Genomic DNA, 15,020 nt, shown 5'->3' with positions numbered 1-15,020 from the left:
TTTTGTCAGCGTTGCTTCAGAAGAATAGCTTTATACAAAACTTGCTTCGGAAGCATGGGCTATTCCATATGAAAAATCAACAAGGCTGATTATACAGAATACTTTTGAATAAATCAATAAAAAACGACAAAAACTGATGCCTTTTCTGTAAAATCTACGGGTTTCCTTATTAATACTCTGTAATTCATAGTAATACATGAGAATGCTCTGTTTTTCTCGGCTTCTTCTGTTCATTGCGCCAAAGAAGCAGAAGCTATATTGAACGGATACCCGTATACAAGGCCAACCGGACTATTGTATCACAGCAGGGGTCTGCTTCATACGATTTATTTTAAAATCAATGAATTTCCTCACCTCCCTTGCAGCTCCGCAAAAATCTGCCGGGTCTCGGATGCCTCCTTATGGTTATAAACCACATAGAGGTCAGGCAATCTGATTACAATGTACGGAGGGGATTGTTTATAGAGGTATAGCTTGCTTTTTCCGAAATCATCCAGCTTAAAGTTTCCTATAGCCACTTTGTCCGTTCCAATACCGTTAGTCCTTCTGCCGCCTTCCGGCAATTGATCCACCAGCTTCAGTTCAAGAACATCCTCTAGTGCAAAGCTGTAGTTGTACATCGGAAATTGAATCTTAACAGTTCCGCTGTCGCCGATCTTCATTACAGGTGTAGAGAACTCTGCCTGAACACTGATCCATCCGGTCCCGATGATTACTACCGCCACAAACACAAAAAGGCCGTAATATATATATTTACCCGTTTGTGTCCCTATATTAATCGTAGTGCCAATTCCAATCCGCTTCGGTACCATAATGGAACGGTCATTAGGGTTATTATAGGTTGTCCCGTTCATCCAATACTCATCATCATCCGTGTATAAAATCTCCTGTTCCCCCGCAAGCGCCACCGCCTCAAGTTTCTTTAAGCTATTATGTACACATACAACGCCCAGTATCGGTACAATCGAAAAACTGAACATGCCTAGGCTCCATATAAGTCCTGCAGTGCCTTCGTTCAGGGTTTCGGCATAGGCAGTGATTGCTGCGGTACAGCTGACAACCCAAGCAATTCCAAGCCACAGGCGGGACCAGCGGCGGCGGGCGGTCTGGTTAAGCAGGATGTTGATCTCGCTGTTCACGGTATATACCCTTGGTTTCATTCTGTAAAAGGAAGCGGTTATGATGAAGAGGAGCAGGGTCATTCCCAGCGCAGTACCTCCCGCAGCATGTACAATGTACGAGGCATCCCCAGAAACGTTGAATCCAAAAGGAAGGAGTGCAATAAACGCCGGAACAAGGTACCAGAACAGAGAGAGTTTCGCCTCTTTGCTGTGCAGAGCATTAGATAGTCTGGTGTCCATACGCATGATCCGCTTCTCCCCGACGAACCATTCATTTTTCCGTTTCAGTTCAGCAAATGACCGGTGCGTCCGGACAAAAGGGATTCGGAGCAGGGTCATCATCAAGCCTGCCCATAGGAACAGGTAGATGACTGCTAAAGAAACGTAGGCATGCACCAGCAGCATGGGCAACAGCATCAGCAGGGTGAGTGCACCGTACCTTTTGTACATTGTCCTGCACAAATTCTGCAGCCTCTGCAGTTCCTCGTTGTGCAACGCATGAGCAGGCAGGCTGACTCCAAACCACAGGATTCCATTCGGCTTGCTTGAGCTCCAGTACATCGCAAAGGTGACAACGAAGATGAACAAAGCGATTCCCATCAGAAATACAGTAATCATTGGATACCTCCCCTATTCCGTAAGCATGCCTGGTTTAAACGCCACCGTAGAGAAAATCCCTGCGCATAGCTGCATGAACTCCTCCCGCCCGACTCCCTTCAGACTTGCTTCAGAGATGACCAGACGAAGCTCATTTTCCAGTTTGGCTTTGAATTCAGGCTGTCCGTTTCCGCTTGGCGAGACGGTCGCCCCATGCCTGCGGTCTATGGAAATGAAGCCTTCATTCTTCAGAATGGCGTAAGCCTTGTTTACGGTCATGGCATTTACACCAAGGTCTGCGGCCATCTGCCTGACCGTCGGCAATTTCTCGCCGCATTCCAGCCCGCCGCTGCCAATACCGATCACTATCTCATTGCGCAGCTGGACATAGATCGGAAGTTCGCTTTTGAAATCTAGAGTTATAATCATATAAGCTCTCCGTTTCGGATTATTTGTATTACATATAGTAATACAAATAATACTTAGTGTCAAAGCAGACATCCTCTGTCTCCCCCTCGAAGAGTCCCTGGTTAATCCTCTCTTCATATCTACTAAAAAAGGAGCCTCCCTCAGCCGCTAGCGCGGTTTTCGGAAGACTCCCTTATATGATTGCCCCGCCATTGATTCACTCACCACAGGATTAGACTCTGCTGCCCCCGGCATGCTCTGCTCCAAACAGCCAATGCAGGGCTTGCGGAAGCTGCTGGCTGAAAAATACACTGTCATGTGTTCCTATGGGGTTGGTCTCAAAGCGCAATGTCTCCTCGCTAAAGCCCTGCTCCAGCAGCAGCTCATGCGCGAGGCGCGACTGTGGGACCATTTGCTTTTGCAAGTTTGTCTTGTACAGTCCCTCCAGCTCTCCGACATACATGTAGATCCGCTGTTCCGGCATCATCCTGCTCTGTCCCCGTATGTAATTCACGATTCCTTCATACCAGAACGATGCGGAGATCAGCCCGACCCTGCCAAACACATCGGGATAAAGGAAAGACCCGTAAAGTGAGATCAATCCGCCGAAGGAGCAGCCAAGCAGCCCCGTATGCTCTGGTCCTGGCAAAGTATGATACCTGCTGTCGACATACGGCTTGATCCTCCCGACAAGTTCCTTCAAATATTCTCCGCCGCCACCGCCAAAATCCGGTCTGTCCGGCATCAGGGCCGGCGACGGCCATGGTGTGTATTCATGATTCCGGTCATGCGGGGTAATGCCGACAAAAATCAGTTCCGGCAGAGCTTTGGTTATAAATAAATGCTCCAGGTAATTCAGCGAATGCTCCATCACTTCGCCATCATCCTGCAGATAGACAACCGGAAACCGTCTGCCCTCTTCCCCATAGGACATCGGAGTATAGAGGGTCAGGCTGCGGCCGCCAATCTCTTCCTGTCTATAGGTTCCTTCCATGATGCCAGCCTCCTTCAAGCGCATCTATTTCGTGCGTGTCTTGAACAAAAGTAAAATGAAATACGGCACACCGATGATAGAGATGACAATGCCCACCGGCAGCTGAGCCGGAGCGAACACCGTTTTGCCGATAAAATCGCCGATAACCACCATCAGCATCCCAATCATGCCGCATAAGGGGACGATGTATTTATAGCTGTTGCCGATCAGTCTTCTGGCGATATGCGGTGCGATCAGGCCAACAAACCCGATGCTGCCGGACACGGAGACACAGGCGCTGACCAGACCGACACAGCAGAGCAGCAGGATCTGCCGTTCTCTGCCTACAGCGACACCTAATCCCTTTACACTCACTTCATGCAGCTGCATTAAATCAAGAACAGCTGCACGTCTCCAGATCACTGGAATTAATATCACCAGCCAGGGCAGGGTCGAAAGCACCTGTCTCCAGTTCGCGCTGTACACGCTGCCGGCCAGCCAGACAGCGGCCATCTCAAAGTTTTGCGGGTCCATTTTGAGTGAGACAAACAGGGTAATTGCCCCAAAGCCGGATGCAAGCGCGATGCCCACAAGAATCAGCTGCTGCGGATTAAACTCACCGTTCTGCCTGGCGAAGATATAGAGCAGAACGACGGCAACCAGCCCGCCCACAAATCCGAACATCGGCATGGACAGGACCGCAAACCAGTCCGGGGTCTTCATCGTCCCTGCTGCAAAGAACATGTACAATACGACAAAAGCTCCTGCGGCAGCATGAATGCCGAGAATTCCGGGATCCGCAAGAGAGTTGCGGGTGATGCCCTGCAGTACAGCTCCGGCGATTCCCAGCCCGAACCCGACAAGGGCGCCAAGTACAATGCGCGGCAGACGAAAATCAAAGATAACGAGGTCATGATCTTTGGCGGGATTAATCCGCAGTAAAGTACGGAGCACATCCTTCGCTGAAAGGTCGAAGGTCCCGTTGGTCAGGCTGATGTACATGAAACACAGCGTGAGTGCACACATGATCAGAAACAAGGACCAGAAAGCAAACCGCTTTGGTTTCGGTGATAGTGAGGACTTGCTCAAGTCTGGCCGCCCCCTCTTGTCTTAATTAAATAGAGGAAAAAGGGAACCCCAAACAGAGCGGTGACTACACCGATCGGCGTTTCAAACGGAAAATTCACGAACCTGCTGATGAGATCGCATGCAGCCAGGAACAGCGCGCCTAAAAAAGCGGAAAAAGGAATGATCTTGCGGTAGTCCTGACCGATCAGATAACGCGTAATATGCGGGATTATGAGGCCGACAAAGGCTATTTTCCCGGCAATGGCCACTGAGATCCCCGTCAGAATGACGACACTCAGCATCGTCAAGCCTTTTACCACTGTGACCTTAAGGCCGAGGCCTGCAGCGGTCTCGTCACCAAGCGAGAGCATCGTCACGGAACGGGCCATCATCAGGCCCAGAGCCAAGCCGACCACGGCAAACGGAATTGCCAGCTTGATTAACGCCGGGTCCATCATATGCAGCCGGGCGTTGTACCAAAAGCTGATATTTTGCGAAATTTGAAAATAGGTAGCAAGCGCCTGCGACACCCCTCCAAGAAATGTGCCGATAATAGTACCCAGGACGGCCAGTGACAAAGGCGAGGCACCGCCGGGCAGCAGCTTGGCCGTACCGAAGACCAAAGCTGCCCCCAGCATCGAGCCTGCCAGTGAATAGAGAATCATAGTCATGGATGAAGCGCCGGGCAGGAACACCATACATAGCGTAATGGCAAATACAGATCCGTCGCTAATCCCCATAATTGAAGGAGAGGCCAGATAATTCCGGGTCATCCCCTGCATTAAGGCCCCGGATACGGCCAGGAACGCGCCGATCAGCAGCGCCCCGGCCACCCGCGGAATCCGCGAGGTCCGGATAATCAGATGATCAATATTGTCCCCGTCCAGATGAAACAGCGCATTCCATACCGTGCTATAGCTGATGGATTTAGTGCCATAGAGAACCGACAAGACACCGACGAGTATAATGAGGACGACCCCCAGCACCAGCAGGGAGGTCGTCTTTAGTCCGGCAGATAATTTCATATCATCCCACTCTTTTGTACAATCTCAGATTACTTGTTCAGCTGCTCCAATGCAGCCTGCAGGAAGTGTATGCGGCTCCATGCCGGTCCGCCTTCGGACAACGGATCAATTACATTGACGAAAGACTTGTTATTTTTCATCGCATTAATTTTTTGGATAATCGGATTGCTTTGCAGGTCTTCCAGCGCTGTTGCAGTCTCGGCATTCTCATCAGCAGCAAATTGGATAAACAGGATATCCGGATTCATTGACGCCAGCTGCTCGACCGAAATACCTTCCTGTGCTTTCGCCGCTTCTACCTCTGCCGGAACACTCAGGCCGAGATCGTTATACAAGATAGGGTTAACAAACACCGCCGCAGGGAAAATAAACATTTGTCCCGCACGGATACGTACTGCCACTACCTTCTGATCCTCCAGCTTCGAACCAAGCTCTGCCTTTGCACTTTCCAGCGCTGTCTGATATTTTGCGATTTCCGCCGCAGCCTGCTCCTGCTTGCCAGTCAGCTCTGCCATCAGATTCAGGTTCGCTTCCCAGTTGCTGGCGATATGCGAGACTTGAATGAGCGGAGCGATTTTCTTCAGTTGCTCTACTACTTCAGGCTTGAACTTCGTAGTCCCGAGGATCACATCCGGCTTCAGCTTCAGGATGGTCTCGAAGTTCGGCTCGGTTTTCTCCCCGATCGATTCAGCCTTGTCCGTAATGGCCGCGAAGCGTTCCGGAAATTCACCGCTGAACGTAATTGCGCCGACTGGATGCACATCCAGCACCAGCGCATCCTCCATGGCTTCCATTGCTCCGGTAATAACAATCCGTTCTGCTGATGCAGGTACCGTATATTGCTCCCCTAAATATTCAATCGTGCGCGTGCCTGCTTCAGCTGCTGCCGGTGAGGCTTCTGCCGTTGCCTCTGCCGTTGCCGCCGGAGCTGCTGTTGCGGTTTCCGCAGCATTTGCGGCCCCATTTGCCGGCGTATTGTTGCCGTTGCCTCCGCACGCTGTAAGTACCAGTACAAATAATGCTATCAGTCCTGCTATCCCAAATGATCTTTTCATCTTTCTATAAATCCCCTTCCACTCTGTAAAATGTCCAATCTATATCACAACAAGTGATAATGATTATCATTTTCGATTATAACGAAGGGTCTGCTGCCGTACCATGGACAAAAGGCGGAACATTTATGGACGATTGGCTGCAAGCAGCTGCAGCGTCTGCCGGAGCATCCGCAGCTGCGCATAAGCGGAATGCTCACGCCAGGGATCGGAGCTCATATGATGCACCCGGTGTCTCTGAACCGCAGAAAGCTTCAGCCATAACGGATGATTCTGCAACTTCTGCCACTCGCCCAGCGTATCGTTCTCTCTGCGGATCAGCATGAACAAATGATCTGCCGGCAGATCCGCAAGCTCTTCTAGTGTTAGCGGCACATTATAAATATCTTCACCGGACTTAAAGGCCGGCTTTAATTCCAGCTCCCGGTAGAGCATGTCCAGCATGCCGTAATTGCAGTACAAATACAGCTTGCTGCCAAGCATCCGGATCACAGCAACAGATTCATCGCCCATCGCTTTGTGCAGAAGCTCTTTGGCGCTGCGCACCTCACGGTCATACGCTGACAGCCACTGCTCCCCTTGCCAGCTCTCGCCCAGAACCTGCGCCAGTTCCTGAAACTGCCCACGCCAATCACAGCTGCCGCCATGACTATAATAGACTGGAGCTATCTTCTCCAGCGCGGTTTTCTCCTGCTCCTTCAGCTCATCCCGGGCGATGATCAGGTCAGCCGGATGCTGGCTAAGCAGATCAATGTTAGCCTGCCATTCCTGGTTGTTGCGGTACGCGCTGATATGCACGGGAATATCTCCGCGGTAGTTCAGATAATAATATTCCGTCCATTTCGGATGCAGCGCCGCCGCGTAGGGTGTCAGGTTCAGCGGCAGCAATTGTCCCAGCACCGCCGGGGTATAAGCAACCAGCTTCCGGTGACGGCTTTTCATATAGACTGCAGGCGGCACACCGATCATCTTTTTGAATTTCCGGCTGAAATAGAACTCATCGGCATACCCCACCCGGTGAGCGATATCCCGCAGCTTCAGTCCACTCTCCGCCATCAGTCGTTTCGCCTGCTGCAGCCGCAGTTCGGCGGCGTATTCCACTGCACTTTTGCCGTATTTCCGCTTAAACAGGTCCACAAAATACTTGGGGCTGAGCTCGGCGGCTTGCGCCAGCTCCTGGGTCGTCAGCGGCTCCGTGAAGTGATCCTCTATGTACTGCTTGGCCTGCTCCAGTGCCCTTCCCGTATCTCTCGGTTTCTGCCGGCAGCTCATACGAATCACATACAGCAGCTCCTGAAAATCTATTTGCGCGCGAAAGCTGATGTTCTGTTGTCCGGCCCCGGATATCCGAAAAACTTCACTACAGACGGAAGAGATTTGCTTAGCTGGAAAGTGTGGCAGTATGATATCCGGCGGAAACAGAAGTGCGTCATGGATTGCATGGTCATGAACGTTCTCCGGCTTGCCGTAATGATAGACTTCAAAATAAAAAATATGCATATCCAGGCTGGCGGCCGGTTTGGCCGTTCCGATCGTTTGCTCCGGCAGGCATAAACAGACTGAACCTGCGGACAGCTCCACCAGGCGGTGATCCACATGAATCCGGACTGCTCCGCCTGCCACCAGAATCAGCGCATAGCAGAAATTCAGCTGCTGGGGCAGCCGGACCTCCCCGTCTCCCCTCAGTGCCTGAACCGACAACAGTCTGAAGGACAACTGATCCCAGTCCGGCAGAGTCTCAGCATCCTTTTCAGCGGGAGAAGTTATTTCTGGTTCCATTACTTTTAGGTCCATTGTTATATAACACCACCATTACAGAACTTTTATATTACTTTATTACAAACAAGTATAATTGATAATCGTTCTCAATGGCAATGACGAGAATACTTCATGAGATGCAAAAAATCCCCGAACCCCTTGTTAGGGGCTTCGGGGATCATCCGGTTACAGCGGTACATTACGGTCTTACTGCCCGAATCCGACGCGGGGACGCTCCCGCTCCTTCGTTTCCACGGCTACGGCACGGATAGAGCTGATCGGAATGTACAGTACCTGATATTCCGTACGGTATTTCACGAACCGCTCGTCGATCTCCTCCAGAACACCGCCTCTGACACTGGAACCATCCAGAAAATTAACAGTGACCTCTTGCCCTTGCAATGCTGCCAGCATACCCATCCGCTCCATTCGCTTAAAGTTTGGTAATGATTTTGTCAATAATCCCGTATTCCAGCGCCTCTTCGGACGACAGGAAATAATCCCGGTCCATATCCTTTTCGACCTTCTCCACCGGTTGTCCGGTGCGCTCTGCAGTGATCCGCACAATCTTCTCCCGGATCTGCAGAATACGCTTGGCACTGATTGCGATATCACTAGCCTGGCCTTGTGCGCCGCCATGCGGCTGGTGGATCATAATCTCACTGTTCGGCAGGGCAAACCGTTTGCCTGTAGCCCCGGAGAGCAGCAGCAGCGAAGCGAAAGAAGCCGCAAAACCGGTGCAGATCGTATTTATCTGCGGTTTGATTACCTGCATCGTATCATAAATTCCGAACCCTGCGGTAGTTGAGCCGCCCGGGCTGTTAATGAACATCTGAATATCCTTATCCGGCTCATCCGCCGCCAGAAACAACAGCTGGGCAATGATGCTGTTAGCCAGCTGATCGTCAATGGCCGCACCCACGAATACAATCCGGTCTTTCAGCAGCCGGGAATAAATGTCGTAAGAGCGCTCGCCCCTGCTCGTTTGTTCAATCACATAGGGAATAATACTCATTCTTATAAACCTCCTGTAATGTGCCTTAACTTTATACCCTGTAAACGGATCATGGCGGGCAAAGGATACGGGACATACAGAATTTTTAAATTTACGGATGATGCGTATCTTTTATGATGAGCTATTCGTTTATATAATAGAGGGAACAAATTAAATGGGATAGCCAGAAGGAGATGCGTAAGCGTGATGACCCTTGAAGAGTGCAATACCGTTAACCATACCGGTGAGAAAAGTCTGCAGTCGCTTGGAGCAGTCCTGAACCGCTATTGCCTGACACTTACCCGGTCCAGCATTGAAGCCGAGGATTTGGCTCAGGAGACCTGGGCCAAGGCGCTGGGATACGGCAAATTTCCGGCCAATCCGAATCCCGAAGCCCTGCTGCTGCGGATCGCCAAAAATACATGGATTGATGCTGCACGGCGACGGGCTTCCCTGAGCCGCGCTCTGGAGCGCGGGCATTCACAGGCAGAGCCGTTAACGGGCGGAACGATTTCCGAAATTGAAATGGCCTTTCAGGCCCTAATGAAACACCTGTCTCCGCTGCAGCGGACGGCCTTTCTGATGCGGGATGTGCTGGGCTATTCTGCGGGTGAAACGGCGGAACAACTGGAAACAACCGAAGGTGCGGTGAAGTCGGCGCTGCACCGGGCACGGCTGGCACTCGCAGCCGTTAGAGAGGATCTGTCGGCGGACGGCGGGCCTGCGGTTCCGCTGGATACCGATTACCGGCAACTCTTGTCGGCGCTGGCCGATGCTTATGAGCAGGGTCAAATCCCTGTCATGCTGGAGCTTCTCCGCCAGGAACATTCAGCAGAACTTACGATGGCTGTAAGCACAGGTACCGTGCAGGCGCTGCACTTTGCCGGCAGCAGCCGTTCAACCGCTAGCCGCAGCAGCAGCACTCATGCCGGGCTGCGGATGGCCGCCTAACCCAAGGCTTCAGGCGGGTCAGCTATTTCAATTTATAAAGGAGTGTATTGAATGAGGAACATACTTGTGCTTGGGGGAACCCGATTTTTTGGCAAACGGCTGGTGGAACGGCTGCTCAGGGAGGGAGACAGCAAGGTAACGATTCTGACCAGAGGCCGGGCGGAAGACGACTTCGGGGAACAGGTCTCCAGGCTGAATGTGGACCGTACGGACGCCAAAGCGCTTGCCGAAGCCGTCGGGGATACCCCTTGGGATGTGGTCTATGACAATATCTGCTTTTCACCAGATGAGGCTGATGCTGCAGGCCGTATTTTTGCCGGCACCGTTAAACGGTACATCCTCACCTCAAGCTTGTCGGTTTATGATCCAAGGCCGGAAGCTTTGACTGAAGCTGACTTCGACCCTGAAGTATACCCCTTGCGATTAGGTGCGAAGGAGGACTTCAACTATCAGGAGGGCAAAAGACTGGCCGAAACGGTTTTGCTGAAGCAGGACGCATTCCCCGTGGCTACCGTGCGCATTCCCATGGTGCTGGGCATGGATGATTATACGCGGAGGCTGCATTTTCACATCGAGCATGTCCGCGAAGGCCGGCCGCTCGGCATCCCGAATACCCAGGCGGCCATCTCCTTCATCCGTTCGGATGAGGCAGCGGACTTCTTGTATTGGCTTGGCTTCTCCCAACTGACCGGACCGGTAAATGCATGCTCGGACGGGACTCTTACCATTGGGGAGATCCTCACCATCATTGAAGCAGCCACGGGTAAGCAGGCGGTGATTGAAGCCGAAACTGCAGATGAGGATATGTCTCCCTTCGGCATTACCGAGTCCTGGCATATGGATACAACAAAAGCCCGCTCGGCGGGCTTTCCATTCCTTGCACTCAGTGACTGGTTTCCGGAGCTGGTGACCCAGCTCAATGCTTCACTCGGCAATCGCGAGTAATTTTTCCGTTGGTTCGTTGAGTTCATTCCAGTGTTCTTCCAATACCAGCAGCTGACCGGATGGCGGGGCGTCCCCGGTCTCCTCTTCAATTTTGAAAATATTAATTTCCGTAAACAGCCGCTGCGAAATTTCGTTAATTTCCACTGCCTGCCGGGCAATATCGCGGATCGCCTTGTCCTGCTGCGTGCTGGAAGCATTGACCTCCTGAACGCCCGCGGCTGTCTGCTCAGCTACGGATGCTACAGAGTGAATGGATACGGCAAGCCGGGAATTAATCTTCCGGGTCAGCTCCACCTTATGATGAATTTGTCCAATTTGTCTGCTGATTCCGGTAATCGATCCGTCAATCGCCTCGAAAGATGCAAGGGTTTCCGCTACCTGGTGATCCTGCTGCTCGAGGCTTTTTTTCGTCTCCAGCATGTAGCCCTGAAAGTCGGTCATACTGTTCTGAAGCTCATGAATGATCTCGCTGATATGTATGGAGGAATCTTTGGTCTGGACCGATAAATGCCGGACTTCGTCAGCAATAACGGCAAACCCCTTGCCGGAAGCTCCGGCCCGCGCAGCCTCAATCGCAGCATTCAGCGAGAGGATATTTGTCTGCTTGGAAATTTCGGTAATGGAATTCGTGATCCGGGTAATATCCTGGGATTGCTCCACCAGCTTCTCCAATGCTTGATACACCCTGCCGATGGAATCACGGGAATGCCGGGAAATCTGCTGCAGTGCGGTAACTGTCTCAGACCCTCTGCGGGTATTGTGATTGGCCGTTTCGCTTGTCGTGAGCATGGCACCGGTATGATCTGTAATCTCATCCACTTCCCGCTCCAGCTCTTGCAGCAGGACTGCACTTTGCTCGGACTGAACGGCTTGCTGATCCGCACCCACGGAGATTTCCTGTATCGTTCTGACAATATCCTGATTGGTATCCGCGGTAATGGATGAGGATTGCTGGAAGGAATGCGAATAATCCGCCAGGGAAGAAGCAACGGACAGGGTCTGCCGCAGCATCTCCCGGACCCGGGTAACCATATGGTCAAAATGATAGCTCAAACGTCCCAGTTCATCATTATAAGGAGAGTTGATCTGCTGCCGTAAATCGCCATCGGCAATTTGCCGCAACGCATCCTGGAGCCTGCGCACCGGTCTCAAGAATGAGCGGATCAGCAGCCAGGCCAGCACCAGTGTGAACAGGAAAACTCCACCTGCGGCATAAAGCACAATGGATACCGTTTGATCCAGCAGTGCAAAAGAATGATCCTGTGCCCTCTCGGCGTTCCCCGCGGCAGCGTCATACAGCTTCCCGTTGGTCTCCAGCATCGATTGATTTACAGCCGTTGCCTTCATATGCAGGGCGTCGATTTGTTCCAGCACCGTCAGTGGATCAAGGCTCTCATCCTCCATCGTCTTGACCAGTTCCCCGAATAATCCGGCATATTCTCCAGCCTGGGTCCGGAGCAGTTGCAGTTCTGCGTATGCAGGTGTCTCCTGTTCAAAATCCATACTGGCAATCTCATCGGTGAGCCGCTGCTGCTTGTCCTTAAAAGGTGCGGCAAGCTCCACATCACTGGACCCGGCCAGCGAACTTTCCAGACCGTCCAATTCCTGCAATAGCTGCGTGATCGTTTGAACGGTGATTCTTTTTTCCATCTCCGTCTTCTGCCGTTCCATAGAGAGCTCCACCTGATTAATCTTGTGTCCCTGGTACAGAGCCACCCCCAGGAAGATGAAAGTTATCGCAGAGAATACCAGAATCAGCTTCCATTTCATAGATAGGTGCAGCAAGCTTCTTTTCAAGCGTATCATCCCTTCGTATCACGCCTACTATAGGTATATTTTACTAATAAGGTCATTATAGGAGCTGGATATTAAATACTCTCCAAGGTTTTGTATGCGGATCGTAAAGAATCTGTTGCGAAAATGTTAACAAAACCTGCACTGTGTACTCAAAATCCCCCCATGTCCCCATATCCGCTGAACGTCCGGTCGCTATGCTCCCAGCTATTTCAACCTGCTTACGGACCTCATGGACGTTATTCCCTCCCAAAGAGCCGCCAAAGTTTCCATCCGGACCGGAATGACGCTATTTCACTAAATCATCGTAGTTGGAGCGTTTTTAGGGCAAATAAGTTCTCTGGAGTCCGCAACGTCAGCGATAAAGCTTTTTTTGACAAAATAAGGGCGCTGGGGTCCGAGTCCTGCTGCTCAAACACGCAAGTGGAAACGGCTTTACCGTCCTCAAAAGGACGCTATCCGTTTCAGCGAGAAATAGAAGGATAATTTATAGCGTGAAGCATGTAAATTCTTATTTTTTAAAAGCAAAACAAGCCCCCGGAATTCTCCGGAAGCTTGTTCTTGACCCATTACATATTCTGATTCGTCCGCTTATTGAGCACTTTCTTCCATATACATGACTTCCCACAGATGCCCGTCAATATCCTGGAAGCTCCAGTTGTACATAAAGCCGTGATCTACCGGATTGTTAAAAGGCTTCCCTCCTGCGGCCAGCGCCTTCTGCACCAGCTCGTCCACCTCGGTTTTGCTGGAGGCAGAGATGGCCAGAATTACTTCTGTCTGACCGGATGTGTCGATGATCTTTTTGGAGGTGAAGGTGTTGAAAAACTCCTTGACCAGCAGCATCGCAAAGGTGTTGCCGTTGATGATCATACAGGTTGCGTTCTCATCAGTATACTGCGGGTTGAACTCAAAACCTAAAGCGGTAAAAAAGTTAATCGAATTCTGCAGATTGTCTACCGGCAAATTAACAAAAAGCTGGCCTGCCTGAAATCCCATTCTTCTCATCACCTCGGTAATTATTTGAGTGTAGTCCGCTCGATTATAACATGAATTACCGGAGGATGCCTCTAGTTGCGGGAACCCCGGACACCAGCGCGTTTGCACAATTGCCACACTTTACAGAGTTGATATTGGAGCTATACAAGAGTACCTTAGAATTAAGCGCAAGTTCAAACACATCTGCCAAGGATACCCCAAGGATTACAATCCAAAGAAGCAGAATGCAATCTCTGTTAACATGAAGAGTTTAAGATGGAGCTATCTAAGCGTAAAAGGGGTGGAGCGATGCCTAATATTTGGATGCATTTAGAGTATGGGCAGGTGCTGGCGGAACAATTTGCGGATCAGTTTCCTTTTCTGGGCGGGCTGAAGGAGCGGCCTGAATTGTACCAGCTTGGCTGCCAAGGACCTGATTTACTTCTATACCACAGCTTTCTGCCGTGGAAAAAAGATACCGGTGCCCTCCGGCTGGGCGACCTTATGCACTCTGTACACTGCGGTCCGGTGCTGCTGGAGCTCTGGCAAAAAATCCGCAGCCTCCCTCCTCCTGACCTTGCAGAAACACAGCAATACTTCCTTGGATTTCTGACACATCATCTGCTGGACCGCAATCTTCATCCCTACATTAACTGGAAAGCGGGCTACAAGCACCGCAACCATCAGCGGTTTGAGATCGTCCTCGATACCGTGTTTATGCAACGGCTGAAGCAAATCGATACCTGGCGGATTGAAGCTTGGAAAAAAATTCACGTCGGCTCGCGGCTCCCCCATACCGTTCACACTCTCCTTCATGAAACCGCAGCGGCCTGGTATCCCGAAACAAAGGGCCTCCCGGATGAGATCTGGCAGGAGGCGTACCTGGATATGGTTCTGGCCCATAAATGCTTATATGATCCCAAAGGCTGGAAGAAGTCGCTGCTAAGGGGAAAAGCGCGCCACCATTTCTACCAGCCGCTTTCCCCAAGAGACGAGCAGTTGGATTATTTAAACGAAAAGCATGCCGAATGGCGGCATTCCGCGCTGTACTCCGAAGTCCGGACGGAAAGTGTCTGGGAGCTCTGGGAACAGGCGCTGGCGGAAGGGCGGAGTGTGCTGCAGGCCTTGGCCGATTGGCTGAACAGCAAGGTGCCCGCAGAAGCAGCCCGCGCGCTGGAACAGTTCAAGCGGGTGCTCGGCAACCGGTCTTATGATACCGGCAAGGATTGCAGCAGCAATCTCAAGAATCAGTTCGCCGAACCGATCTGGGATTCCGGTATTAGCTCGTAAGGAGATTTATTATTAGGTCAGCCAGAAACCTCTGGTTGGCCTATTTTTCTTGCCCTGCTCACGAAA

Annotated in this window: 14 protein-coding genes; 3 read left to right on the top strand and 11 right to left on the bottom strand. The window is 51.4% G+C overall.

From position 1 onward, the window contains the following. Positions 1-350 precede the first annotated feature (350 nt). The 9 genes from MHI45_RS30685 to clpP form a co-directional block, all read right to left on the bottom strand. Positions 351-1,739, bottom strand: coding sequence for a DUF5808 domain-containing protein (locus tag MHI45_RS30685; RefSeq protein WP_076112217.1), 1,389 nt, complete (start codon positions 1,737-1,739; stop codon positions 351-353). Positions 1,740-1,751: 12 nt separating this feature from the next. Next, positions 1,752-2,147: a GntR family transcriptional regulator gene (locus MHI45_RS30680; protein WP_076112215.1), complete on the bottom strand. Its 396-nt coding sequence runs from the start codon at positions 2,145-2,147 to the stop codon at positions 1,752-1,754. Between the two features lie 211 nt (positions 2,148-2,358). Then, positions 2,359-3,120: an alpha/beta hydrolase gene (locus MHI45_RS30675; protein ID WP_076112214.1), complete on the bottom strand. Its 762-nt coding sequence runs from the start codon at positions 3,118-3,120 to the stop codon at positions 2,359-2,361. A gap of 24 nt (positions 3,121-3,144) precedes the next feature. Beyond that, positions 3,145-4,125 (bottom strand): FecCD family ABC transporter permease, encoded by a 981-nt coding sequence (locus MHI45_RS30670; protein WP_076112301.1) that lies wholly within the window; start codon positions 4,123-4,125, stop codon positions 3,145-3,147. Between the two features lie 59 nt (positions 4,126-4,184). After that, on the bottom strand, positions 4,185-5,192 hold the full coding sequence (locus tag MHI45_RS30665) for a FecCD family ABC transporter permease (RefSeq protein WP_076112212.1): 1,008 nt from the start codon (positions 5,190-5,192) through the stop codon (positions 4,185-4,187). Positions 5,193-5,221: 29 nt separating this feature from the next. After that, positions 5,222-6,247: an ABC transporter substrate-binding protein gene (locus MHI45_RS30660; RefSeq protein ID WP_076112211.1), complete on the bottom strand. Its 1,026-nt coding sequence runs from the start codon at positions 6,245-6,247 to the stop codon at positions 5,222-5,224. A 123-nt stretch (positions 6,248-6,370) separates the two neighbouring features. Continuing rightward, on the bottom strand, positions 6,371-8,023 hold the full coding sequence (locus tag MHI45_RS30655; RefSeq protein WP_083675753.1) for an AraC family transcriptional regulator: 1,653 nt from the start codon (positions 8,021-8,023) through the stop codon (positions 6,371-6,373). 186 nt (positions 8,024-8,209) lie between these two features. Beyond that, entirely contained in the window at positions 8,210-8,416 is a 207-nt protein-coding gene (locus MHI45_RS30650; protein WP_038589412.1) for a hypothetical protein, read from the bottom strand. A 19-nt stretch (positions 8,417-8,435) separates the two neighbouring features. Beyond that, entirely contained in the window at positions 8,436-9,017 is a 582-nt protein-coding gene (gene clpP / locus MHI45_RS30645; protein ID WP_076112209.1) for an ATP-dependent Clp endopeptidase proteolytic subunit ClpP, read from the bottom strand. 186 nt (positions 9,018-9,203) lie between these two features. On the opposite strand from clpP, the gene MHI45_RS30640 reads away from it, so the two are divergent. Both MHI45_RS30640 and MHI45_RS30635 read left to right on the top strand, forming a co-directional pair. Beyond that, positions 9,204-9,947: a sigma-70 family RNA polymerase sigma factor gene (locus MHI45_RS30640; RefSeq protein ID WP_076112208.1), complete on the top strand. Its 744-nt coding sequence runs from the start codon at positions 9,204-9,206 to the stop codon at positions 9,945-9,947. A gap of 51 nt (positions 9,948-9,998) precedes the next feature. Then, positions 9,999-10,892, top strand: a complete 894-nt coding sequence (locus MHI45_RS30635) for an NAD-dependent epimerase/dehydratase family protein (RefSeq protein ID WP_076112206.1) — start codon at positions 9,999-10,001, stop codon at positions 10,890-10,892. Here MHI45_RS30635 and MHI45_RS30630 read toward each other — a convergent pair. Next, the gene (locus MHI45_RS30630; RefSeq protein WP_076112205.1) at positions 10,872-12,689 is read right to left on the bottom strand and encodes a methyl-accepting chemotaxis protein; all 1,818 of its coding nucleotides are present in this window, start codon (positions 12,687-12,689) and stop codon (positions 10,872-10,874) included. The two genes, MHI45_RS30635 and MHI45_RS30630, sit on opposite strands and share 21 nt — an antisense overlap. Before the next feature lie 588 nt (positions 12,690-13,277). Continuing rightward, the gene (locus tag MHI45_RS30625) at positions 13,278-13,685 is read right to left on the bottom strand and encodes a VOC family protein (protein WP_038589401.1); all 408 of its coding nucleotides are present in this window, start codon (positions 13,683-13,685) and stop codon (positions 13,278-13,280) included. 288 nt (positions 13,686-13,973) lie between these two features. Between MHI45_RS30625 and MHI45_RS30620 the strand changes: the two genes are divergently transcribed. Further along, positions 13,974-14,954, top strand: coding sequence for a zinc dependent phospholipase C family protein (locus MHI45_RS30620; RefSeq protein ID WP_076112203.1), 981 nt, complete (start codon positions 13,974-13,976; stop codon positions 14,952-14,954). Positions 14,955-15,020 lie beyond the last annotated feature (66 nt).

It is taken from the genome of Paenibacillus sp. FSL H3-0321, from assembly GCF_038002865.1.
In the GTDB taxonomy this organism is placed as follows: Bacteria; Bacillota; Bacilli; order Paenibacillales; family Paenibacillaceae; genus Paenibacillus_AQ.
Note: the sequence above shows the minus strand (reverse complement) of the source record. Positions and strands in the feature narration are given on the sequence as shown.